Annotated in this window: 24 protein-coding genes; 4 read left to right on the top strand and 20 right to left on the bottom strand. The window is 60.7% G+C overall.

Annotated features, from left to right (window positions below):
- Window positions 1–6 precede the first annotated feature (6 nt).
- Both ATY79_RS05035 and cysG read right to left on the bottom strand, forming a co-directional pair.
- Window positions 7–321: a DUF2849 domain-containing protein gene (locus tag ATY79_RS05035; protein ID WP_016553863.1), complete on the bottom strand. Its 315-nt coding sequence runs from the start codon at window positions 319–321 to the stop codon at window positions 7–9.
- A 2-nt stretch (window positions 322–323) separates the two neighbouring features.
- Window positions 324–1,760, bottom strand: coding sequence for a siroheme synthase CysG (gene cysG, locus ATY79_RS05030; RefSeq protein ID WP_088703153.1), 1,437 nt, complete (start codon window positions 1,758–1,760; stop codon window positions 324–326).
- Window positions 1,761–2,022: 262 nt separating this feature from the next.
- On the opposite strand from cysG, the gene ATY79_RS05025 reads away from it, so the two are divergent.
- The gene (locus tag ATY79_RS05025) at window positions 2,023–2,610 is read left to right on the top strand and encodes a nucleoside deaminase (protein ID WP_088694929.1); all 588 of its coding nucleotides are present in this window, start codon (window positions 2,023–2,025) and stop codon (window positions 2,608–2,610) included.
- Between the two features lie 6 nt (window positions 2,611–2,616).
- Window positions 2,617–3,450 carry a nucleoside triphosphate pyrophosphohydrolase gene (mazG, locus tag ATY79_RS05020; protein WP_088703152.1) on the top strand — a complete coding sequence of 278 codons (834 nt, stop codon included), beginning with the start codon at window positions 2,617–2,619 and terminating at the stop codon, window positions 3,448–3,450.
- Window positions 3,451–3,549: 99 nt separating this feature from the next.
- On the opposite strand, the gene hflX is transcribed toward mazG, so the two are convergent.
- From hflX to dusB, 8 genes are all read right to left on the bottom strand, one after another.
- Complete coding sequence (gene hflX / locus ATY79_RS05015; protein ID WP_088703151.1) at window positions 3,550–4,884, bottom strand: GTPase HflX; 1,335 nt, start codon at window positions 4,882–4,884, stop codon at window positions 3,550–3,552.
- Window positions 4,885–4,961: 77 nt separating this feature from the next.
- Window positions 4,962–5,204 carry an RNA chaperone Hfq gene (gene hfq, locus ATY79_RS05010; protein ID WP_003539403.1) on the bottom strand — a complete coding sequence of 81 codons (243 nt, stop codon included), beginning with the start codon at window positions 5,202–5,204 and terminating at the stop codon, window positions 4,962–4,964.
- 110 nt (window positions 5,205–5,314) lie between these two features.
- Window positions 5,315–6,178, bottom strand: a complete 864-nt coding sequence (locus tag ATY79_RS05005) for a D-amino-acid transaminase (protein ID WP_088694926.1) — start codon at window positions 6,176–6,178, stop codon at window positions 5,315–5,317.
- 65 nt (window positions 6,179–6,243) lie between these two features.
- The gene (locus ATY79_RS05000) at window positions 6,244–7,608 is read right to left on the bottom strand and encodes a sigma-54 dependent transcriptional regulator (protein ID WP_088694925.1); all 1,365 of its coding nucleotides are present in this window, start codon (window positions 7,606–7,608) and stop codon (window positions 6,244–6,246) included.
- A complete protein-coding gene (locus ATY79_RS04995; RefSeq protein WP_088694924.1) occupies window positions 7,598–9,868 on the bottom strand; it encodes a PAS domain-containing sensor histidine kinase in 2,271 nt (756 codons plus the stop codon). Before ATY79_RS04995 ends, ATY79_RS05000 begins: the two co-directional genes overlap by 11 nt.
- A 191-nt stretch (window positions 9,869–10,059) precedes the next feature.
- Window positions 10,060–11,511, bottom strand: coding sequence for a nitrogen regulation protein NR(I) (gene ntrC, locus ATY79_RS04990; protein ID WP_088694923.1), 1,452 nt, complete (start codon window positions 11,509–11,511; stop codon window positions 10,060–10,062).
- Window positions 11,508–12,662, bottom strand: coding sequence for a nitrogen regulation protein NR(II) (locus ATY79_RS04985; RefSeq protein ID WP_088694922.1), 1,155 nt, complete (start codon window positions 12,660–12,662; stop codon window positions 11,508–11,510). The genes ntrC and ATY79_RS04985 overlap by 4 nt, the downstream gene beginning before the upstream one ends.
- On the bottom strand, window positions 12,659–13,660 hold the full coding sequence (dusB, locus tag ATY79_RS04980) for a tRNA dihydrouridine synthase DusB (protein WP_280950864.1): 1,002 nt from the start codon (window positions 13,658–13,660) through the stop codon (window positions 12,659–12,661). Before dusB ends, ATY79_RS04985 begins: the two co-directional genes overlap by 4 nt.
- A 160-nt stretch (window positions 13,661–13,820) precedes the next feature.
- Here dusB and ATY79_RS04975 point away from each other — a divergent pair, with 160 nt between their 5' ends.
- Both ATY79_RS04975 and ATY79_RS04970 read left to right on the top strand, forming a co-directional pair.
- Window positions 13,821–15,032 carry a bifunctional 2-C-methyl-D-erythritol 4-phosphate cytidylyltransferase/2-C-methyl-D-erythritol 2,4-cyclodiphosphate synthase gene (locus ATY79_RS04975; RefSeq protein WP_088703149.1) on the top strand — a complete coding sequence of 404 codons (1,212 nt, stop codon included), beginning with the start codon at window positions 13,821–13,823 and terminating at the stop codon, window positions 15,030–15,032.
- A 1-nt stretch (window position 15,033) separates the two neighbouring features.
- Window positions 15,034–15,534, top strand: a complete 501-nt coding sequence (locus ATY79_RS04970) for a CinA family protein (protein ID WP_088694919.1) — start codon at window positions 15,034–15,036, stop codon at window positions 15,532–15,534.
- Here the strand turns inward: ATY79_RS04970 and ATY79_RS04965 are convergent.
- From ATY79_RS04965 to ATY79_RS04920, 10 genes are all read right to left on the bottom strand, one after another.
- Window positions 15,525–15,968 (bottom strand): type II toxin-antitoxin system RatA family toxin, encoded by a 444-nt coding sequence (locus ATY79_RS04965; RefSeq protein ID WP_088694918.1) that lies wholly within the window; start codon window positions 15,966–15,968, stop codon window positions 15,525–15,527. The two genes, ATY79_RS04970 and ATY79_RS04965, sit on opposite strands and share 10 nt — an antisense overlap.
- Before the next feature lie 9 nt (window positions 15,969–15,977).
- Entirely contained in the window at window positions 15,978–16,550 is a 573-nt protein-coding gene (locus ATY79_RS04960; protein WP_088694917.1) for an AAA family ATPase, read from the bottom strand.
- Between the two features lie 72 nt (window positions 16,551–16,622).
- The gene (gene lipA, locus ATY79_RS04955) at window positions 16,623–17,594 is read right to left on the bottom strand and encodes a lipoyl synthase (RefSeq protein WP_088694916.1); all 972 of its coding nucleotides are present in this window, start codon (window positions 17,592–17,594) and stop codon (window positions 16,623–16,625) included.
- A 42-nt stretch (window positions 17,595–17,636) separates the two neighbouring features.
- Window positions 17,637–17,885 (bottom strand): GlsB/YeaQ/YmgE family stress response membrane protein, encoded by a 249-nt coding sequence (locus ATY79_RS04950; RefSeq protein ID WP_088703148.1) that lies wholly within the window; start codon window positions 17,883–17,885, stop codon window positions 17,637–17,639.
- A gap of 75 nt (window positions 17,886–17,960) precedes the next feature.
- Window positions 17,961–18,215: a GlsB/YeaQ/YmgE family stress response membrane protein gene (locus ATY79_RS04945; protein WP_007790427.1), complete on the bottom strand. Its 255-nt coding sequence runs from the start codon at window positions 18,213–18,215 to the stop codon at window positions 17,961–17,963.
- Window positions 18,216–18,270: 55 nt separating this feature from the next.
- Window positions 18,271–19,716, bottom strand: coding sequence for a dihydrolipoyl dehydrogenase (lpdA, locus tag ATY79_RS04940; protein WP_088703147.1), 1,446 nt, complete (start codon window positions 19,714–19,716; stop codon window positions 18,271–18,273).
- Window positions 19,717–19,731: 15 nt separating this feature from the next.
- Complete coding sequence (locus ATY79_RS04935; protein WP_088703146.1) at window positions 19,732–20,313, bottom strand: GNAT family N-acetyltransferase; 582 nt, start codon at window positions 20,311–20,313, stop codon at window positions 19,732–19,734.
- 2 nt (window positions 20,314–20,315) lie between these two features.
- Window positions 20,316–20,957: an SGNH/GDSL hydrolase family protein gene (locus ATY79_RS04930; RefSeq protein ID WP_088694912.1), complete on the bottom strand. Its 642-nt coding sequence runs from the start codon at window positions 20,955–20,957 to the stop codon at window positions 20,316–20,318.
- A 19-nt stretch (window positions 20,958–20,976) separates the two neighbouring features.
- Window positions 20,977–22,323: a pyruvate dehydrogenase complex dihydrolipoamide acetyltransferase gene (locus tag ATY79_RS04925; RefSeq protein ID WP_088703145.1), complete on the bottom strand. Its 1,347-nt coding sequence runs from the start codon at window positions 22,321–22,323 to the stop codon at window positions 20,977–20,979.
- 18 nt (window positions 22,324–22,341) lie between these two features.
- On the bottom strand, window positions 22,342–23,715 hold the full coding sequence (locus ATY79_RS04920; protein WP_088694910.1) for a pyruvate dehydrogenase complex E1 component subunit beta: 1,374 nt from the start codon (window positions 23,713–23,715) through the stop codon (window positions 22,342–22,344).
- Window positions 23,716–23,727 lie beyond the last annotated feature (12 nt).

Genomic DNA, 23,727 nt, shown 5'->3' with positions numbered 1-23,727 from the left:
GCTTCCTCAGACTGCGATGAATGCGGGGTCGGCGGGCTGGTAGCCCGGCGCGTATTCCATGGTCGGACCCTGGGCGCGAATGCGCTCGCGAAGACGCAGCGGCCAGAGCACGCCATCGGTCTCCTGAACCTCGACAACGGCGACGTCCACCACCTGGTTGTCGGCATAGGACTTCTTGCCGATCGCTTCCAGAGCCGCGACGGCCTCGGCGTGACGGGCAACAAGGGCTTCCTGCAGCGAGGTAACCCATTCGCCGTTGGCGTTCAGCCAGACGGCAATGCCATCCGTCAATCGGTTGGCGGTGAGAACCTTGTCCACCATGTTCAGCTCCTTGCAAATTCCTCGGACCGGGCGCGTTCGCGCACAAGCGGTTCCGACAGTTCGAAATTGGCGCCTGCGACCGCATCGCCGATAATGACCATGACCGGGCCGGTCAACTCGTCACGGTGCTGCAGGTCGGGAAGATCCCGCAGAATCCCGTGCAACAGCCGGCGATCGGAGCGGCTGGCATTCTCGATGACGGCAACTGTTGTCTCCGCCGGAAGGCCGGCCTGCATCAAGCGTTCGGCCACCGACGCGGCGACAGTGCGGCCCATATAGACAGCGATCGTCGCACCCGAAACAGCCAAACTTGCCCAATCCGGCAAGACATCGCCCGTCAGATCGTGGCCGGTCGTGAAGACCAGCGACGATGCCACGCCGCGCAGCGTCAGCGGCAGTTCGAAATCGGCGGCAGCGGCGAAAGCCGAGGTGATTCCCGGAACCACGTCATAGGAAATGCCCGCAGCCCGCAATGCCGCCATCTCCTCGCCTGCCCGACCGTAGACAAGCGGATCGCCGGACTTCAGGCGAACCACGCGCTTGCCTTCGCGACCGAGGTACACCAGCAGATCGTTGATCTCTTCCTGAGACTTCGAATGGCATCCCTTGCGCTTGCCGACCGACAGACGCTCGGCGTCGCGGCGACCCATGTCGACAATTTCTTGCGGCACGAGGGCATCATATACGATGACGTCGGCTTCCATCATCACCCGCTGGGCACGCAGCGTCAGCAGATCCGCGGCACCTGGGCCGGCGCCGACGAGCCAGACGTGGCCCTCCACCTTTTCAGCAGACTGCAGCAGACTGTTGGCTGCACGACGCGCCTGCGGCAGGTTCTCGTTAGCGACAGCGTCGGCGACCGAGCCCGAGAAGAACCGGCGCCAGAACAGGCGGCGCGCAGCACCCTTCGGCACGAGATGCTCGACGGTCTTGCGATAGCCGATCGCGAGATCCGCCAGGCGCCCTAGCGACGGAGCAAGAAGCTGGTCGATTTGTGCACGGATCATCTGTGCCAACACCGGGCCAGCGCCCTCCGTGCCGATCGCGACCGCCACGGGCGCGCGATTGACGAGCGCTGGCGTGAAGAAATCGCAGTAGTCAGGCTGATCGACGGCGTTGGCGGGCACCTTCTCTGCGCGGGCTGCATCGACAATCGCGCGATCCACTGCCGCGCCTCCAGTCGCCGCAAAGACGAGTGTTGCTCCGCGGACCTGCTCCGCTGCAAAGCTGGTGCACACCGTCTCGATCCGATTGGCGATCAGAAAGGCGTGGTAGTCGGCCCGAGGGCGATCGGCATAGGCAACAATCGTCGCCTGCGTGTTCAAGAGTAGGCGAACCTTCGCGAATGCCTCGTCCCCGTTGCCGAAGACGGCCGCAATCTTGCCCTCAACGCGAAAGAAGGCAGGAAATACCGACAGTTGTTCAGTCTTGGGAGACATCGTCAATCCAGTTCGAAGCTGCCGGAATATGCACTCTCTGCTCAGGCAAATGAAGAAACAGAAATTCCAAAGCCCGCGCGGGCGCGTATTCTTTTACTCGGTCTCCCAATGATTTGAGTAAAAGTCACCGGTGCGGCGCAACGAACACACCCGGACCTGTCGCAACGCAGCGGAAAGCCTGTGACAAACACGGCAACGCGGCCTGATCGGCATTTTCCTTGACCGCCGCTGGCGCTAGAGTGCAGCCTTCAAGGAGAAATTCATGTCTGACAAGACCATCGCCGCCCGCCTGCTCAACGTCATGGAACACGACATCCTGCCGATGACCGAGCGCGGCGTCGCTGCGGGCAACAAGGTGTTCGGTGCCGCGATCCTGCGCAAATCCGACCTCTCGCTCGTCATTGCGGAGACCAACAACGAGCTTGAGAACCCGCTGTGGCACGGCGAGGTGCACACGCTGAAGCGCTTTTACGAGCTTGGCGAAAAGCCGGCTACGAAGGACCTGATCTTTCTATCGACCCACGAACCCTGCACCATGTGCATGTCGGCTATCACCTGGGCCGGGTTCGACAATTTCTGCTATTTCTTCAGCCACGAAGATTCGCGCGACGCCTTCGCCATTCCCCACGACCTGAAGATCCTGAAGGAAGTCTTCGGCTTGGAACCGGGTGGTTACCGACGCAGCAATGCGTTCTGGAACAGCTTTGCCATCGCCGACCTCGTGGAGACCGAGGACGATCACCTGAAAGCCGAACTGAAGTCACAGACGGCACGCATCAAGGCGCGCTACGACGCGCTCTCAGACAGCTACCAGGCATCTAAGAGCAACAACGATATCCCACTGAACTGAGTGATCATGGAAGCCTCCAAAGACATTTCGCGCCTGATCGAGATCATGGCCGCGCTCCGCAATCCGGAAACCGGGTGCCCCTGGGACGTCGTCCAGACCTTCGAGACGATCAAGCCCTATACGATCGAGGAGGCCTACGAGGTCTCCGATGCCATCGAACGCAACGACATGGACGACCTCTGCGACGAGTTGGGCGACCTACTGCTGCAGGTGGTGTTCCATGCGCGAATGGCCGAGGAAGCCGGCGAATTCTCCTTCGGCGATGTCGTCGAGGCGATCACTAGGAAGATGATCCGCCGGCATCCACATGTCTTCGCCCGCTCCGATGCCGACACGCCGGATGCCGTGAAGAAGCAGTGGGACGACATCAAGCAGGCCGAAAAGCGCGAGCGCGCCGAACGTCGCGCCAAGCGCGGTATCAGCGCGGATTTCAAAGCCGGGTTCCTAGGGTCGGTCCAGCGGAGCTTCCCTGCCCTGACTGAAGCGCTGAAGCTGCAGGAGCGTGCTGCAAAGGTGGGCTTCGACTGGTCCGCTCCCGAACCGATCCTCGACAAAATCGAGGAAGAAATTGGCGAGCTGCGCGTCGCCTTAGCCGAAGGCGATCAGGCGAAGGTCAGCGATGAGCTCGGCGACCTCATCTTTGCCGTGGTCAACATCGGCAGGCATGTGAAGACCGACCCAGAGCAGTCCCTTCGCGGGACGAATACGAAGTTTCGCCGCAGATTCAATTACATCGAGACCGTTCTTGATGCAGGAGGTGAGACGCTGGAGGCAGCAAGCCTGGAACGGATGGAGGAAATCTGGCAAGCAGCAAAGGCAATCGAACGGCAACTCGGCTGAGCCGATTTAGCCTCGCCTTACGAAATCACCGGCGTAAGCTCAGACACCGCGGTCGCCTGTCAGCATTGACGGGGCCACGGGCAGATCTTAGCCACTGGACTAGCGCTCCCAGTCCTCTTTAGCGGCTTTCGGCCCATTGCCCAAGCGGCGCTCCAGCTCAACCGCCTCGGTTTCCGACAGGCGCACATCCAAGGTGATCGAACCGTCCTCGTTGTCTTCGCGGCTATCGACAATAGCATGGTCGTAGAGCCAAGGCAGCAGCGCCAACTTGTCGACCGGCAAGCGTACAGTCGCTTCGGTCAGCACGCCGGAAAGCCTGCGGCTGATCTCGCCCATCAGCGTATCGATACCTTCGCCACTGATTGCGGATAGGGCAACGACGTTTTCGGCACCGCTCGCCTTCTGCACGATGGCGCCGTGGGCTTCCGGCTCTAAGCGATCGATCTTGTTCCAGACTTCGATGATCCGCTTGTCGCCCTCTTCCTCATCGATGCCGAGGTCCTTCAAGATGCGCAGTACGTCCGCGCTCTGCGCCTGATTGTCGACGTCGGATATGTCGCGGACATGAAGGATGAGATCTGCTTCCAGCACTTCTTCCAACGTAGCGCGGAAAGCGGCGACCAGATGGGTCGGGAGGTCCGAAATGAAGCCAACCGTGTCGGAGAGGATCACGGTGCGCCCATGCGGCAGCTTCATCCGCCGCAGCGTCGGGTCGAGGGTTGCGAAGAGCATATCTTCTGCCAGCACGCCGGCCCCGGTGATCCGGTTGAACAGCGTCGATTTGCCAGCGTTGGTATAGCCAACGAGCGCCACAATCGGATGCGGCACCTTCCTGCGCTTGGCGCGATGCAGCTGGCGCGTGCGCACAACCTGTTCCAGCTCGCGCTCGAGCTTGACGATACGGTCTTGCAGCAAGCGACGGTCGGCTTCGATCTGGGTTTCACCAGGACCGCCCATGAATCCACCGCCGCCACGCTGACGTTCAAGGTGGGTCCAGCTGCGGACCAGTCGGCCTTTCTGATAGTTCAGATGCGCGAGGTCGACCTGCAGCGTACCTTCCTTGGTGGAAGCACGGCGGCCGAAGATCTCGAGGATGAGACCGGTGCGGTCGATGACCTTGGCGTTCCATTCCTTTTCGAGATTGCGCTGCTGCACCGGTGTCAGCGGATGGTCGACGATGACGAGGCCTGAATCATTCGCATCCAGCGTCGCCTTGATCTCTTCGATCTTGCCCGTGCCCATCAGCGTTGCAGGCCGCGGATCGTTGACGGTGACGATAGCGCCATTCACCACATCGAGGTCGATCGCCTGGGCGAGACCAGTCGCCTCTTCCAGACGACTCTCCGCCGTACGAGTTACAACCGGCACCCCATCACCCGCGCCGCGCCCGGCACGCGCCTGCTTGAGAACAGGCACGACAACAGTCGCGCGCATATCATCCCGGTGCTTGGCGGCCTCCGGGATGATCGAATCGTTCTTGGTATCGCGTGTCGAGATAATTGCAGGTCCTGTTAGGAAGCAGCTTCTTCGCTTTCGAACATCTGCATCGGCTGGCCGGGCATGATGGTCGAGATTGCGTGTTTATACACGAGTTGCGAATGGCCGTCACGGCGAAGCAGAACGCAAAAATTGTCGAACGAGGTGACAACCCCGGTCAGCTTAACGCCATTAATCAAGAAAATTGTCAGTGAAATCTTTTGCTTGCGAACAGTATTGAGAAATAAGTCCTGCAAATTCTGAGAACGTTCCGCCATCGCGCCGCTTCTTTCTTTATTGCCGGCTTGATTCCGCCGGTGAAATACTAATCAACCTCGCCTGCAGGCAGCCGACAACCCTCATCCCATCTGCCCAGAAAGTCTTGGTATCAAATCGCAATCTTTTCCGCAACGTCGAAAAAGGCCTCCCTAATTTTCTGGGAGACGCTGCCTGGATGGCCGTTTGCGATCGGCTGACCATCGATCGAGACAACCGGAAAGCAGATGCTGGTAGCAGCCGTAATAAAGACTTCCCGCGCAGCGAGCATCTCTTCGACCGAGAATTTTCGTTCCTCGATCTTCAACCCAAGCTTGGCCCCGACATCGATCAGCGTCGTGCGCGTGATGCCGCGCAGAATGCCATGTTCGGCCGGACGCGTAACAAGCGTGCCGTAGCGATCAACGATCCAGACATTGGTGGCGGCGCCCTCCTTCACCATGCCGTCGGCGTCGACATAGATCGCCTCCTGCGCCCCTGCCTCCTTCGCCTGCTGGCGCGCCATGGCGTTCGGCAACAGACCGACGGACTTGATGTCGACCCGGTCCCAGCGATTGTCGAGAACGGTGATCGCCTTGATGCCTGTCGCATTCTTCCGGGCGATGATCGACGGGTCCGTGCTCTTGGCCGTAATCACCAGCGAGGGCGGGGTTCCTTCCACGGGGAATACATGATCGCGCCGCGCGACGCCGCGCGTGATCTGCAAGTAAAAGAGACCGTTGCGTACCCGATTGCGGCGCAGCGTTTCGCGAATAACGCGGGTCAAGGCATTGCGACTCATCGGCCAAGCGATGCGCAACTCGCCAAGCGACCGATCCAGCCTGTTCAGGTGGCGCGTAAGGTCGACGATATAGCCGTGCCTGATTTCACAGACCTCGTAAACGCCGTCCGCGAACTGATAGCCTCGATCCTCGATATGGACCATCGCATTCGAGTGCGTGACATAGCGGCCGTTCACATAGGCTATTCTGGGCATGGAGAACCTGGGCGTAGAGATACAAGCAGGGGAATGAGTGACGGCGCAGCAGCGCCGCCCTGATATCAGACGCCGAGCGACTTCAGCTTGCGGTGCAGCGCCGAACGCTCCATGCCGACGAACTCCGCCGTGCGCGAGATGTTACCGCCGAAACGATTGATCTGCGCAATCAGGTAGTCCTTCTCGAACATCTCGCGTGCTTCGCGAAGTGGCAAGGTCATGATGTGGTAATCGTTCTTGGCCGAAACTTTCGGCAGCATGTCGCCGAGATCGGTCGGCAGCATTTCGGCGGTGATCGGCGCATCCGGGCCATCGGAGCGAGCAAGGATCATCAGCCGCTCAATGTTGTTGCGCAGCTGGCGGATGTTGCCCGGCCAATCATGTGCCTGAAGTACAGCCATCGCGTCGTCACCGATGCGGCGTGGACGGATGCCGGCCTGCTCGGAAATCTGCCGCATCAACTGATCAACGAGGAACGGGATATCCTCACGACGCTCTGCCAGCGCCGGCACGCGCACCGGCACGACCGCAAGACGATGGTAGAGATCTTCGCGGAACCAACCCTCGGCGATGCGGTTCTCGAGATTGTAGGCCGTCGACGAGATAATGCGTACATCGACCTTGACCCGCTTAGAGCCGCCGACCCGCTCGAACTGCTGATCGACGAGGACGCGCAGGATTTTGTTCTGCGTCTCACGCGGCATCTCGCCGACTTCGTCGAGGTAGAGGATGCCTCGGTGGGACTCTTCCAGCGCGCCGATCTTGCGCGCCTGTCCGGGAGAGCCTTCCGTACCGAACAGCGCAATTTCCATGCGGTCCGGTGTGATGTTGGCAGCATTTAGCGCCACGAAGGGACCGTTCGCGCGCGTCGATTTCTTATGGATCATGCGGGCAACGAGTTCCTTCCCGGAACCCGATGAACCGAAAATCATGATGCGGCTGTTTGTCGGCGAGACCTTTTCGATCGTCTGGCGCAACTGCGAGACGGCAACGGAGGTACCGATGAGTTCGACCGGGTCCCCGGCCTTGCGCTTGAGCTCGGAGACTTCGCGCTTCAGCTTCGAATTCTCAAGCGCGCGTTCGGCGATCAGGATCAGTCGGTCGGCCTTGAACGGCTTCTCGATGAAGTCGAACGCGCCCCGCTTGATGGCGGAAACGGCCGTCTCGATGTTACCGTGACCTGAGATCATGACGACGGGAATATCCGGATGGCGTGCCTTGATCTCGTCGAGCAATGACAGACCGTCGAGCTTGCTCCCCTGCATCCAGATGTCGAGAAAGATCAGCCTCGGCGCACGATCGGAGATCGCAGCCAGAGCGCTGTCGCTGTCGTGCGCCGTGCGGGTCTCATGTCCTTCGTCAGACAGGATACCGGAGACGATCTCGCGGATGTCGTGCTCGTCGTCAACGACCAGAATATCAGAGGCCATAAACACTTTCCTTGTCACTTGTGGCCGAGGCAGAAGGCGCGGTTTCCAGACGTGGCAGATGCACGCGGATCATGGCCCCTCTTCCCTGGTCAAAATCGGCGGGCGCGTCATGCAGTTCGAGCTGCCCGCCGTGTTCCTCAATAATCTTCTTGACGATTGCCAGACCGAGGCCGGTACCCTTCTCGCGCATCGTCATGTAGGGTTCCAGAATGCTGTGGCGGTTCTCCACCGGCAGACCGCGACCGTTGTCGACCACGTCCACGGTGAAGCGATCGCGCACCGGGTCGAGCGAAGCCCGAACCAGGATCTTGCGCTCGTCGCGCTCGCCAGTCGGCACCGCTTCGATGGCCTCCACGGCATTCTTGATTAGGTTGCCGAAGGCCTGACCGAGCATGCGGCTGTCAAACTGTCCTTCCAGCGGCTGGTCGCCCAGTTCCTGCAGGAAGGTGACGTGGCTATTGCCCATCTCGCGTAGGAATACCGCGTCGTGCAGGATCTTACGCAGATCGCTAGGCTCCTTGATCGGCTTCGGCATCCGGGCAAAGGACGAGAACTCGTCAACCATGCGGCCAATGTCGCCAACCTGCCGGATGATGGTCTCCGTGCACTGGTCAAACACGCTGCGATCATTCTGGTCGATCTGCTTCCCATAGCGGCGCTGAATCCGCTCCGCCGATAGCTGGATCGGCGTCAGCGGATTCTTGATCTCGTGAGCGATGCGACGGGCGACGTCGCCCCACGCGGTCGAGCGCTGTGCAATGACGAGATCGGTGATGTCATCGAGCGTGATGACGTAGGATTCACTCATGTCGCGCACTTCCTCGCGTGTCACCTGGACACTCAGAGTTCGCACGGTACCGGCCCGTACAAGGGCAATCTGCTTGCGGAAATCACCGCGATAACGGGAGGCGGCTTCCGTCAGGACCTGATCGACTTCGGGCGCGATCTCGGAGAGCTGCTTACCGAGCATGTCCGACGCCGGCAACGCCATCAGCGCTTCCGCTGAACTGTTGACGATGGTGATCCTGCGGTCATGCTCGACGCCGATGACCGACGCGGTTACGCCTGACAGAACCGCCTCGATGAAACGACGGCGGTCGTCCACCTCGTCCTTGGCCTCGAGAATCTCGTCGCGCTGTGTGCGAATTTCCGAGATCATCTTGTTGAAGGTGCGCGAGAGGTTGGCAACGTCGCCGTCCACAGCATGGACCGGCACGACGATATCCATATTGCCGGAGGCCACGCTGTCAGCGGCGGTAATCAGCAAGCGGATCGGACGCACGATACGGTCAGCCACGGCAATTGCAGTCCAAATTGCAGCCAGCAGAACGATCAGGGCAAAGCCGATGTAAAGAACCGCGAAAGCGATCTGCAGCGAGAAGCGCCCTGCCTCCATGGATTTGTACTCGGTCGCGTTCTCCTCCATGAGACGCATCGCGCCCATGACCTTGGGATCGACCGCACGGACCGTGTAAAGGAACGCTCCGTCGATAGCATCGAGCTTGATGATGGCGCCGACCAAATTCGTGACACCCGGCGGGATCAAGGTTGGCTGCCCGGCCGCGGCTTTATCCAACGCGTCCTGGGGAATTGCCGGTAGCGGCTTCTCGGTCTTGATGTCAGCCTGGGTAATAACCGAGCCGTCAGACTTCACGAGGAAGGCGCCGAGCAGCCCACGGCCGCGCGCCTGTCGCGTCATCAAATCGGAAAAGCCCGTGCGATCGAGATTGAACAGCGCCCTGTTACGTTCGAGGTCGTTCGCCATCGACACAGTCTGGCCCTGCAGGTAGCTCGCATTCTCCATCATGTAGGCCTGCCCGATGTTGCGGGAGGAACTGATGATCGACTGCGTACGAAGGGCAAACCACCGATCGAGGCCGGCGTTCAGCGTTATACTGGCGAAAATTGCGACAAGGATCGCCGGCGTGATCGCGACGATCGAGAAAAGCACGACGATACGGATATGAAGGCGCGCCGCGGCGCGCCCGCGTTTGCGTGCCTTTAACAGGCGGGACACCTCACGTGCGATGAGGGCCATCAAGCCGAGCACGAAGAACGAGTTCACGACGACCGAGGTGACGACGACATGGTAGGTCGGCGCGATCGGCGTCAGCCCCAGCAGCACGAAGAGCGTCAGTGTGGCGCAGAGAAGCGCACCACCGGCAAGGATCAGGCCCGGCAGCGCAAACAGGGCACGGCGATCGGTCACGGCCGTGACAGCTTCGCCTTCCGCCGCAGGCGGCATTGCATCCTGTTCCATTCGCTTAATTCTCCTGGCGGCAGACACTCGCTTCCGCCGCTCCCCGCAGACAGGCGCGGAAGCCGCCAACCTGCCTGCAAGACGCAACGACGAGTGCCGCTACGCTCTTGGACAGCTGCGAAAACCCGAGCCCCATGCGTGACTTCTAAGCAACGCATTGTGGCGAAAATGCAACGTCGCCAGTCACATTGTCAAGCAGTACGGGAGCTTCTATACACCGATACGCCAAGCTCTCTGATCTTCTTGCGCAGCGTATTGCGGTTCAGTCCCAAGAGGTCGGCGGCCTTGATCTGGTTGCCGCGTGTTGCCGTCAGCGCGGCGAGAATCAGGGGATACTCCATTTCCGTCAGCACTCGATCGTAAAGCCCGGGCGGCGGCAGGCCATCGCCGAAACCGGCGAAGTATGTGCGCATGTTTTCCTCGACAGCCTGGGCGATCGTCATGTTGCCAGAACGGATCGGACCCTTATCTATTGGGCTGTCCGGCACATCGGACCGAAGCTCGGCTTCGATGATTTCCCGGGTGATCACATCCTGTGGATAAAGTGCCATCAGCCGGCGAATGAGGTTCTCCAATTCGCGCACGTTCCCCGGCCAGGCGTAGGCTTTCATCAGATCGAGCGCTTCCTGATCGAAGCGCTTGGAACCGAGCCCTTCCTTTTCCGCCTGCTGAACGAAGTGGCGCACCAAATCCGGGATATCCTCCGCGCGATCACGCAGCGGCGGCAAACGCAACGGTACGACGTTCAGGCGGTAGTACAGATCCTCGCGGAAAAGCCCCTGATTGATCGCTTGTTTCAGATCCTTATTCGTCGCGGCGACGATGCGAACGTCGGTGCGGATCGGTGTGCGACCGCCGACGGTGGTGTATTCGCCCTGCTGCAGCACACGCAGGAGACGCGTCTGCGCATCCATCGGCATATCACCGATTTCATCGAGGAACAGCGTACCGCCCTCGGCCTGCTCGAAGCGACCGGTGGAACGTGTCTGGGCGCCGGTGAAAGCGCCCTTCTCGTGGCCGAACAGCTCGGATTCGATGAGGTCGCGCGGGATCGCCGCCATGTTGATCGCGACGAACGGCCCGTTGCGGCGCTTGCCGTAGTCGTGCAGCGCCCGGGCCACGAGTTCCTTGCCGGTGCCGGACTCGCCGGTAATCATCAGCGTCAGGTCGGTCTGCATGAGGCGCGCAAGGACACGGTAGATTTCCTGCATCGCAGCCGAACGGCCGACAAGCGGCATTCCGTCCTGCATATCCTCGTCAAGCTTGGCCGGCCTGCGCTTCGGCTCGGCCAGCGCACGACCGATGATGCCGATCAGTTCCGTCAGGTCGAACGGCTTCGGCAAGTAATCGTAGGCGCCTTTCTCGGAAGCCTTGATCGCCGTCATGAAGGTGTTTTGTGCGCTCATGACGAGGACGGGGAGGTCCGGGCGCGCCTTCTTGATCCGCGGCAGCAGGTCAAACGCATTTTCGTCCGGCATCACGACATCGGTTACGACAAGATCGCCCTCGCCTGCCGACACCCAACGCCAGAGCGTGGCGGCGTTGGAGGTAATTCGCACATCATAGCCGGCGCGGCTCAGAGCCTGATTAAGCACGGTACGAATTGCCGCATCATCATCCGCGACGAGGATCGTTGCTGTCATCGAGTAGGTCCTGTGGGAGTTATGGTCGTTGCGTCTTCCATCGATGCGTCCTTGGAGGCGGGCATCAAGACGCGGAATGTCGTGCGGTTGTTCTGGCTGTCGCATTCAATAATGCCGCCATGATCTCCGATAATCTTCGCGACGAGCGCCAGGCCGAGGCCACTGCCGTTCGTCTTGGTCGTAATGAATGGATCAAACAGATGCGGCAGTAGGTCCGCCGGCACGCCGGGACCGTTGTCCTGAACACAAAACTCCAGCGGCAACGAAATCTTTTCGCGAGTCCCGGCGACCGATAGGCGAATGCCCGAGCGGTAGGCCGTCGTCAAAACGATCTCGCCATCCGGACGATCGCCGACCGCTTCAGCGGCATTCTTCACGAGATTGAGAAACACTTGAACAAGCTGATCGCGGTTTGCGTAGACCGATGGCAGTGACGGGTCATAGTTCTCGGTGATGCGGAGGTGCCGCGCAAATCCCGCCTTCGCCACGGCCTTCACGTGATCGAGAACGGAGTGGATATTGACCGGCATCCGATCGACGGGGCGCTCGTCCGAGAATACTTCCATGCGATCCACGAGCGAGACGATGCGGTCCGTTTCGTCGCAGATCAGCCGCGTCAAGGCGCGGTCGTCATCGACGACCGATTGCTCCAGCAGCTGTGCCGCACCACGAATCCCGGAAAGCGGATTTTTGATCTCATGCGCCAGCATGGAGGCAAGCCCGGTAACCGAGCGGGCAGCCGCGCGATGCGTCAGCTGCCGATCGATCTTGTCCGCCATGGATCGCTCCTGGAAGACGATGACCACCGACCCGGGATCGCTGACCACAGGGGCGACATATAAGTCGACAAGCTTGTCCTGTCCGAGGCGCGGCGAACTCAAGTCGACTCGGTACTCATTGATCGGCGCGCGGCGTTCGCGAACCTGATCGATCAGGGCCAGTAGCGGACTGCCGAACGGGATGAAGGTCGAGATCTTGTAGCGGGCAAGGTGGGCGGCGCTGGCGCCAAAGAAGGCTTCCGCCTCCCAATTGGCGAAAGCGACGAGGCCAGCCTCGTTGACCATAACAACCGGATTCTGGATCGCGTTGAGTACAGCGATCGCAACTGCGCTACCGCCGTTGTCGATCGACGATGGCACGTCATTCGTCATGCAGCCTCCCGGGTCTGCGTGTTCGATGCCGCAGCCATCAATGCATCATAAAATCTTGCAGCGACGTCGTTGGGCTCGCGCGCAGTCATAATCGCAGCCCTCTCCTGCCCTGCGAGACCAGGCGCAAAGCGGCCGAGATACCAGCCAAGGTGCTTCCTCGCATGGCGGACGGCGACTGCCTCACCGTAGAATTCGAGCATCATTCTGTAGTGCTCGGTGGCAATTTCCGGGATGTCCCACGTTTTCGGTCCCGTCCGGCCAGCCAGTACGCCAGCGTGCCATGGCCTGCCCTGACAGCCTCTGCCGATCATCACAGCATCAGCTCCCGAGCGACGCAGAATCTCGTACGCGTCTTCAACGGTTTCGACATCGCCGTTCGCGACCAGAGGCACGGCGACAGCATCGCGGACGGCCCGTATTGCATCCCAATCCGCCCGGCCTTCGTAAAACTGCATGCGCGTACGGCCGTGGATCGTAATCAATTGGACGCCCGCCTCTTCCGCGCGACGCGCAATCTCGGGCGCGTTGATCGAGTCCTCATCCCAACCAAGCCGCATCTTCAGTGTCACGGGAACGCTGACCGCCTTGACTGACGCCTCAATAAGGCTGAGGGCGTGATCGGGATCGCGCATCAAGGCGGAGCCGGAATAACCGCCAATCACCTTCTTGGCCGGGCATCCCATGTTGATGTCAATGATATCAGCGCCGTGATCAGCCGCGATTTTCGCAGCCTCAGCCATCCAATGCGCTTCGCGGCCAGCGAGCTGCACCATGTGCGGCTCAAAACCCGCGCTCTCAAGCCGGGCCCATGATTCGGCGGTACTGTTAACCAGTTCACGGCTCGCGACCATCTCTGTGACAACAAGCCCGGCGCCATGACGCCACGCCAGTTGCCGGAACGGCATGTCCGTCACGCCGGACATAGGCGCCAGGACGACACGGTTCCTGACTTCCACAGGTCCGATCCGCAAAGGTGATGCGAGGTCAAAGTCCAACAATTGATTATCTTTCAGGCACGCAAAATGCGTGCACTATTTTTAGACATGTTTGAATGGCTTGCCAAGAGGGCACTGCGCGAATTGACATTTTTCGGGCAAATGCTGGAATTCGAAGCGTCAAGCCGCTAAGCACCAGTGCAAAATCGCGCTTTGAGGATTTATGCCGCAAATGCATCAAAAGCAACCAGCAATAGGTATTGTCGTCGTGGCGGCGGGGCGTGGCGAACGCGCAGGCGCATCCGAAGAAGGCCCGAAGCAATATCGGGCAATTGGCGGCAAGCCGGTCATCACTCATACACTGGAGAAGTTCGCCAGCTGGAACCTCGCGAGCCACATCGTCGTGGTCATTCACCCCGACGACGAAGCCCTGTTCGCCAAAGCTGCCGGTCAAGTCCGGTCTGGCAGGCCGATCGATGCCGTTCACGGCGGCTCGACGCGCCAGCAATCCGTTCTAGCCGGACTGCGCCATTTGCGAAGCAAGAACGTCTCGCACGTTCTGATCCACGACGCTGTGCGACCCTTCTTCGACCATGCCCTTCTCGATCGCATCGCTGGCATGCTCCTGCAGGGCGTGCCGGCAATTCTCCCGGCCATGCCCGTCGCCGATACGCTGAAGCGAGCCGACCTCGACGGAACGGTGCTCGATACCGTTTCCCGCTCTCAGCTCTACGCAGCGCAGACGCCACAGTCGTTCGCATTCGAACCTATCCTCGCCGCCCACGAAAAGGCGGCCACCGCAAACCTGACGGATTTCACAGACGATGCCGCCATCGCCGAATGGGCCGGCGTGCCGGTGCGGATCGTCGAAGGTCTGGCGGACAACGTGAAACTGACGGTCAAACGGGACATTGCAATGGCAGACAGCAAACTTTCTGGACAGGCGCTCCCCGATGTTCGCACCGGCAACGGCTATGATGTTCATCAGCTCGAGCCCGGCGATGGCGTGACGCTCTGCGGCGTTTTCATTCCCCACGACCAGAAACTCAAGGGACACTCGGACGCCGACGTGGCCCTGCACGCCTTGACCGACGCGCTTCTGGCCACCTGTGGGGCGGGCGACATCGGCGATCATTTTCCGCCGTCGGATTCACAATGGAAGGGTGCGCCATCGCGCATCTTCATCGAACATGCGGCGAAGATCGTCCGCGAACGCGGTGGCACGATCATGAACGCTGACGTGTCGCTGATCGCCGAGGCGCCGAAAGTCGGGCCGCATCGCGACGAGATGCGTGCCAAGCTGTCGGAGTTCCTAGGCATTTCCATCGATCGTTGCTCGGTCAAAGCGACGACGAACGAGAAGATCGGCTTTGTTGGTCGCCGCGAGGGCATAGCCGCAATCGCCACTGCAACCGTCGTCTACCGGGAAAGCTGAGATGAGCATCTTCCCGGCCGATATCGTCGCGCAAGCCGAAGCCATCGTTCGCGACTTCACGGCTGCCGGGCTGATGATCTCGACGGCAGAATCCTGCACCGGCGGATTGATAGCAAGCGCGCTTACGGAGATTTCAGGATCGTCCGCGGTCGTGGACAGAGGTTTCGTCACCTATACCAATGCCGCCAAGATGGAGATGCTTGGCGTGCAGGAAGAGACGCTGATCCGCTTCGGCGCTGTCTCGGAAGAGACGGCACGGCAGATGGTGCATGGCGCCCTCTTCCGCTCTCAAGCGGTCATCGCTGTTGCCGTGACGGGCATTGCCGGCCCCGGAGGCGGGTCGGCCGAGAAGCCGGTCGGTCTCGTCCACCTCGCCGCCAAGTCGCGCAGGGGGAGCCTCGTTCATCGGAAGATGCTCTACGGCGATATCGGTCGCGATGAGGTGCGCCTTGCAACTGTCAGGACCGCCCTTGGCATGATCCAGCAACTGGCTCAGTCATAAATCTTCGTCGCCCGAGTTTCAAAGGCTTCGGAGAACATGCGGAAGGCACGGTCAAACATCGAGCCCATGACAGCCCCCAGGATGCGGCTCTTGAACTCGTAGTCGATGAAGAAGTGGACGTTGCTACCCGTTGCCGTTTCTTCGAAGCGCCAGCGATTGTCGAGATAGCGAAACGGCCCGTCGATATACTTGACCTCGATGAGGCGTTCAGCCCTGTTCAATAGAACCTGTGTCGTGAAGGTTTCGCGGATCGCCTTGTAACCGACGGTCATATCGGCGATCAGCAGAACCTTGCCGTCACGCTCCTTCCGGCTGCGAACGCTCAGCGCCTCGCAGAGTGGCAGGAACTGCGGATAGTGCTCGACGTCGGCAACGAGGTCGAACATCTGGTCGGCGGAATGCGGGACGGAGTGATGCGTTTCGAACTGGGGCATGATCGGCAGTTAAGTGGGAGCGCCGAGAAGATCAAGAAGGTGGTCCACCTCTCGCCGGCTTTTCAGCTGAAAAACCGGGACATCAGGTCCGTGCCTGTCGAGTCCGGCAATTACCAGAGGCGTGAATCGCTTCTCGAACGTCCATATGTAGCTGAGGAACTCCCGGTCCGGCAGGCGCTCCAGGCATCCGGGTGCCATGTCCGGCCGCGTCCTGCCGAAATGGAACAAAGCGCGTTTGCAGATGCCCCACAGGCAAAGCCAGCGCGGCATGCGTACCCAGATGACCAGTTGCGCGCGTGGCACACGAATATCGAAGGTCGACGGGCCGGTTCCGTCCATGAGCCAACGTTCGCCGGCGACAACCTCGGTGATCAGGCGGCGTTCTTCATCTTTCGAGCGCTTGACCCAGCCCGGCAGCCAGAAGAACTCTTTGTCCATGGAGAAATAGGGAAGATCGAGCCGGCTGCTGAACTTTCGCGACAAGGTGCTCTTGCCGCCGCCCGAGCAGCCGATGACCATAATGCGCTCGGATTGCCGCAGCAGTCCGGCGGCTTCCCGTGTATCGTCGATATAGGCGGGCATCCTCGTCGCCTCCGCAAACAAAAAGCCGCGGAAAATTCGGCGCGGCTTTCGAAAATTGCAAACGCTCGTTGATTATTCCGCTGCGATCAGCAGCTTTTTCTCGCGTGCGGCCTTGAGGCGCGCGAAATCGTCACCTGCATGATGCGACGAGCGGGTCAGCGGGCTCGAAGCCACCATCAGGAAGCCCTTGGTGTAGGCAACCGTTTCGTACGACTTGAACTCATCGGGAGTGACGAAGCTCATCACCTTGTGGTGCTTGCGGGTCGGCTGCAGGTATTGGCCGATCGTCAGGAAGTCGACGTCGGCGGTCCTAAGGTCGTCCATCAGCTGCAACACTTCGTTTCGCTCTTCGCCGAGGCCGACCATGATGCCCGATTTGGTGAACATGGTAGGGTCCAGTTCCTTCACGCGCTGCAGCAGGCGGATGGAGTGGAAATAGCGAGCGCCGGGGCGAACCGTCAGGTAGTTGCCGGCGACCGTCTCCATGTTGTGATTGAAGACGTCGGGCTTGGCGGCAACGACGCGCTCCAGGGCACCCGGCTTCTTCAGGAAGTCAGGCGTCAGGATCTCGATGGTGGTCGTCGGCGATGCTGCGCGGATCGCCCAGATCACCTTCTCGAAATGTTCGGCACCACCGTCTTCCAGATCGTCACGGTCGACTGATGTAATGACTACGTGGCTGAGGCCCATCTGCTTGACGGCCTTGGCGACGTTCTCGGGCTCTGCCATGTCGAGCGCGTTCGGCTTGCCGGTCGCAACATTGCAGAAGGCGCAGGCGCGGGTACAGATCTCGCCCATTATCATGAAGGTCGCGTGCTTCTTGTCCCAGCACTCGCCGATATTGGGGCAGCCGGCTTCCTCGCAGACGGTGACGAGCTTGTGCTCCTTCACGATCGAGCGCGTCTCCGCGTATCCTTTGGAGGTCGGCGCCTTGACGCGGATCCAATCCGGCTTGCGCATGACTTCCGTATCCGGGCGATGCGCCTTTTCCGGATGCCGCACACGCTTGGTGTCAGGATTGATCGTATCGAGAATGGTTACCATGGCAGTTCAAATCTCCGCCGCTCCATGCGGCAAAAGCCCTATCTATCGGCGGACGAGCCGCGCGACGAATATCAGCAAGCAGGCACCAAGAAAACCCGTAATGAAGTAGCCGAGCCTGCCGCCGGCCACCTCTATATGAAATTGCGCGAGAATCGCGGTTGAAACGACGGAGCCGACGATGCCGAGCACGATGTTCAGCAATATACCGTAACGGGCCTCCATCAGCTTGCCTGCGAGCCAACCCGCAAAACCGCCGATGATGATCGCCGCGATCCAGCCTATACCTTCCATCCTGCCCTCGCACCTTAAAGTCTCATGTTCAGCCTGCGTCCTATCCGAAAACCGCTTTGCGTTCTTCAGGACACGCTATGCTATCGCCCTTGCGATCAGAACCACGATGATGGCTCCGACCGTTGCGTGAATGATCTGCACCACAAGCGCATTGTCGATACCAAGCGATATTCCGAGCGCGTTGAAGAGAAAGCCTCCGACGAACGCGCCGATGATGCCGCTCAGCAGGCACCGTATCAAGCCACCTCCCCCGACAACCAGGCTTGCGAGGAACCCCGCCACCAGGCCGATCAGGAGAAAGATAAGCAGTGCCTGCGTACCCATAGACATGATGATTTTCCTCCATTCTTTCCAGCCCCGAAATAGAGAGCGGGAAAGGAAACTATCAAGCGTTCAGCACCCGACCGTAGGCATCGAGCACTGCTTCCTTCATGGTTTCGGAAACCGTCGGATGCGGGAAGATGGTGTGCATCAGCTCTTCTTCCGTGGTCTCGAGGTTCATGGCGACAACGAAGCCCTGGATGAGTTCGGTGACTTCGGCACCGACCATGTGGGCGCCGAGCAATTCGCCGGTCTTCTTGTCGAAAATCACCTTGCAGAGGCCCTGATCTTCGCCGAGCGCAATCGCCTTGCCGTTTGCGGCAAAGGAGAAGCGGCCGACGCGGATGTCGCGGCCCAGTTCCTTGGCCTTCGCCTCGGTCAGACCGACGGAAGCGACCTGCGGGTTGCAGTAGGTGCAGCCCGGGACCTTGCCCTTGTCGGTCGGATGAACGTTCGGCAGGCCGGCGATCTTCTCGATGCAGACGACGCCCTCGTGCTCGGCCTTGTGGGCGAGCATCGGCGGGCCGGCGACGTCGCCAATGGCATAGATGCCAGCGACATTGGTCTTGCCGTAGCCGTCGATGACGACGCAGCCGCGATCCGTCTTGACGCCGACAGCCTCGAGGCCGAGGTTTTCGATGTTGCCCTGGACGCCGACAGCCGAGATCATCCGGTCGGCCGTGATCTGCTGGACCTTGCTATCGGACGTCTCGACATGCGCGGTGATGCTGTTGGCGGACTTTTCGACCTTGGCGACCTTGGCGCTGGTGAAGATCTTCAAGCCACGCTTTTCCAGCTGCTTGCGCGCGATCGCAGTGACTTCGGCATCCTCGACCGGCATGATGGTGGGCATGACTTCGACGACAGTGACGTCGACGCCCATGGAACGGTAGAAGCTTGCGAACTCGATGCCGATCGCGCCCGAGCCCATGACGATCAGGGACTTCGGCAGCACATCCGGCTTCAGGGCCTCGAAATAGGTCCAGATCAGCTTGCCATCTGGCTCGATGCCCGGCAGGGCGCGCGGGCGCGCACCCGTTGCAACGATGATATGCTTGGCGGTGTAGGTGCCCTCGCCTTTGACGCCCTTCGGCACAGGATGCTGCGGCTCGACCACTGGCTTTGACGACTTGCCGACGACGATTTCGCCCGGCTTGGTAATCTTGGCTTCACCCCAGATCACGTCGACCTTGTTCTTTTTCATCAGGAAGCCAACACCGCCGTTGAGGCGGGCGGAAACACCGCGCGAACGGGCAACCACGGCCTTCACGTCTGCGCTCATCTTGCCCTCGAGCACGAGGCCGTAGTCCTTGGCGTGATTGGCGTGGTCGAGAATTTCGGCAGAGCGAAGCAGAGCCTTGGTGGGGATGCAGCCCCAGTTCAGGCAGATGCCACCCAGATGCTCGCGCTCGACGATCGCGGTCTTGAGGCCCAGCTGGCTGGCGCGCACGGCGGCGACATAGCCTCCGGGGCCGGAGCCAATGATGATGACGTCGTAGTTCTCAGCCATGTTTTCCTGCCTTTGCTATCGGGCGTCGCGGGTAAGAAGCACCCACTCGTGTTTCCTGCCGTTTTCGAAGAAGGCCACGGCATCCGCGCGCGCCGACTCCGAAAATCCATTCTTCTTGTAAAGCGACAGCGCCGCTTCGTTGTAACCTGCTGTAATCAGACTGACCGCCGCGTTCCCCGCCCGCTCAATCTGATCCTTAAGAAGCCGTTGACCGATCCCGATGCCACGCAGATGGCTGTAGACACCGAGCGTTCCGATAAACCAGCTTCCCACCACCATTTTCTGCAGATCGATGACCGGCTTCAGCGCCGGCCGATCCGCCTCGATATTCCGTATGCCTTCACCAAGACCGTAGCCAATCGCAGCGCCCGCGATCTCGCCGTAGGCTTCGGCAATAACCGCATCGTTCCAGTTGCCCTGCCCCTGGTCACCGCGCAGCTTCTGCCGTCCTCGCTCCATCGGCGTATCGCCGCTGCCGTTTCCGAGCTCCGAGAGCCACAGCCAGGAAGCGAAACCATGCGACGCGATATCCGTGAGTAAAGCCAGCTCCGTCGCATCCTCCCGCGTCGGGGAACGAAGCGAAACGAAGGATCCCATGCTCAAAGCCCCAGCATCATCCGCACAGTCGATTCCATGCCGCGCCCGAGAGCGCGGGTATTCTCCGCATCGAGGTGAATGCCATCAACCGGTGTCGTCTTCGCTACCGAATTGCCGTCAAAGAAGCCGCAGCCAAGTTCGTCCGCGAGATCGCGATAGAGGGTCGGAAGCTTCGCAGACTCCTCGATGCCGCCGACGAAAGATGCCGCAAACGGCACGTTCGCCGTCTCGCGAATCTTCGGCGGCGCGACGATCAAAATGTCCGGCCCGTCGAATTCGAAAGGCCAGGCATGGTTGCGGATCAACCGCACCAGCCGGGCGATGCCCTGGCAGGCGGCAAAGGCCGACCCTGCCACGACAGGCTTCATGTCGTTGGTGCCAAGCAACAGAATGACGAGATCAAGCGGCGCATGGCTCTGCAGGATCGTTGGCAGGATGCGTGCACCGTTCCGGTCGCAGTCGGCGAGATGGTCGTCGAAGGCGGTGGTCCGCCCGTTCAATCCTTCAGCGATGATCCGCACCTCGTTGCCGAGCGCCGCCTGAAGCGTGCTTGGCCAACGATCCTTGTAGGCATGACGCCCGATCGTGTCGGCGTCATAGCCCCAGGTCAGCGAGTCACCATAGCAAAGAACGGTCTTCGTCATTTCCGCCTCCGCTCCGGTCTCAGACGAGCATACCCATCGGATTTTCGATGTAGCCCTTGAACGCCTGCAGCAGCTCGGCGCCAAGCGCGCCGTCGACGCAGCGATGGTCGGTCGAAAGCGTGACGGTCATCACGGTCGCGACGGCCAGCTGGCCGTTCTTGACAACCGGGCGCTGCTCGCCTGCGCCGACCGCGAGGATCGTTGCATGCGGCGGGTTGATGACGGCTGCGAAGTTCTTCACACCCATCATGCCCATGTTGGAGACCGACGAGGTGCCGCCCTGGTATTCCTCGGGCTTCAGCTTGCGATCCTTGGCCCGCTTACCGAGATCGCGCATCTCGTTGGAGATGACCGACAGGGTCTTCTCCTCCGCCTTGCGGATGATCGGGGTGATCAGACCGCCAGGGATCGAGACGGCAACGCCGACGTCGGCGTGCTTGTGCTTGACCATGTTGCTTTCGGTCCACGACACGTTTGCATCCGGAACATCCCGCAGCGCCAGCGCCATGGCCTTGATGACCATGTCATTGACGGAGAGTTTGTAGGCCGGCGCGCCGTCCTTGCGGGGTGCCGCGTCATTGAGCTGGGCGCGCAGCGCCAGCAGCGCATCGAGCTCGCAATCCACGCTGACGTAGAAGTGCGGCACAGTCTGCTTGGACTCGACGAGGCGCTTGGCGATGACCTTGCGCATGCCGTCATGCGGCACGAGCTCGTAGGAGCCCGGCTCGAAGAGCTTTAGAACGGCATCGTCCGAAGCAGGCTTCGGCGCGACCGGAGCTTGCGCTGCGGCCTGTGGCGCGACTGCGGCAGCGGGAGCCGCCTTGGCGCCACCGACTGCGACGGCGGCTTCGACGTCACTCTTGACGACGCGGCCATGCGGGCCGGAGCCAGCAATGGCGGACAGATCGATACCGGCTTCCTTCGCCAGACGGCGTGCGAGCGGCGAGGAGAACGTGCGATTGCCACCAGCCGAAGCAGCGGCAGGCGCCGCGGCGGGAGCCGGTGCGGCAGCAGCCGGGGCCTGTGCGGTCGGTGCGGGCGCAGCTTCCCCTTTCGGGGCTTCCGCAGCCTTCGGCGCCGGTGCGGCGGAGCCTGCACCGCTGGCAGCGGCAGCTACATCCTCACCATCGGCGGCAAGCACGGCGATCAAGGCATTGACTTTTACGCCTTCAGTGCCAGCAGGAACGACGATCTTGGCGACCGTACCCTCATCGACGGCTTCGACTTCCATCGTTGCCTTATCGGTCTCGATTTCCGCAATGATGTCGCCCGACTTGACGGTGTCGCCTTCCTTGACGAGCCACTTGGCCAAATTGCCTTCTTCCATCGTCGGAGAGAGGGCAGGCATCGTGATGTTGATAGGCATCGAAATACCCTCCCCTTGTTACTTGTAGCAAACAGCCTTCACGGCATCGACGACTTCGGCAACGCTCGGAAGCGCGAGCTTTTCGAGGTTTGCGGCGTAAGGCATCGGAACGTCCTTGCCGGCGATCGTGAGAACCGGCGCATCGAGATAATCGAAGGCCTGTTGCATGACGCGGGTGGCGATTTCGGTACCGACGGAGTTCTGCGGATAACCTTCTTCGACGGTGACCAGGCGACCCGTCTTCTTGACCGATTCGATCACGGTCGGAAGATCCATCGGACGCAGCGTACGCAGGTCGATCAGTTCGGCGTCGATGCCGATCTTTTCGAGTTCCGCGACAGCCTTGGTGGCATAGGTCATGCCGATACCGAAGGAGACGATCGTCACGTCCTTGCCCGGACGGTGGATGCGAGCCTTGCCGATCGGGAGAACGAAGTTATCGAGCTTCGGCACATCGAAGTGCTGACCGTAGAGGATTTCGTTTTCAAGGAAGACGACCGGGTTCGGATCGCGGATGGCGGCCTTGAGCAGACCCTTGGCGTCGGATGCCGTGTAGGGCATGACGACCTTGAGGCCCGGGATCTGGCTATACCAGGCCGAGTAATCCTGGCTATGTTGAGCGCCGACGCGGGCAGCAGCACCGTTCGGGCCGCGGAACACGATCGGAGCGCCCATCTGACCGCCAGACATGTAAAGCGTCTTGGCGGCGGAGTTGATGATCTGGTCGATCGCCTGCATCGCGAAGTTGAAAGTCATGAATTCGACGATCGGCTTCAGACCAGACATGGCAGCGCCGACGCCGACGCCGGCAAAGCCGTGTTCGGTGATCGGCGTGTCGATGACGCGGCGGGCGCCGAATTCCTGCAGAAGCCCCTGGGTCACCTTGTAGGCGCCCTGGTACTCGGCAACTTCTTCGCCCATGACGAAGACGCCGTCGTCGGCGCGCATTTCTTCGGCCATGGCGTCGCGAAGTGCTTCGCGAACGGTCATGGAAACCATTTCGGTGCCGGCCGGAATTTCCGGATCGTTCGGCACAGCTGCCTTTGGCTCAGCAGGAACCGGAGCAGCGGCAGGCTTCTCTTCAGCCTGCGGAGCGGCGGCAGGCGCGGGCTGCGCGGCAGGTGCGGTCGAGATATCGGACGCCGATTCGCCGTCCTGCAGCAGGACCGCGATCTTGGCATTGACCTTTACGTTTTCGGTGCCGGCCGGGACCAGCAGCTTGCCGATGACGCCTTCATCGACAGCTTCGACTTCCATCGTTGCCTTGTCGGTTTCGATTTCGGCAATCACGTCACCAGACTTGACGGTGTCGCCTTCCTGCTTGAGCCACTTGGAAAGCGTGCCTTCTTCCATCGTCGGAGAGAGGGCGGGCATGAGAATATCGATTGGCATGGGTCGTCCCTC

Origin of the sequence: Rhizobium sp. R693, assembly GCF_002211315.1 — a bacterium.
Classification (GTDB): Bacteria; Pseudomonadota; Alphaproteobacteria; order Rhizobiales; family Rhizobiaceae; genus Rhizobium.
This window is presented reverse-complemented; position numbering and strand designations above follow the sequence as displayed.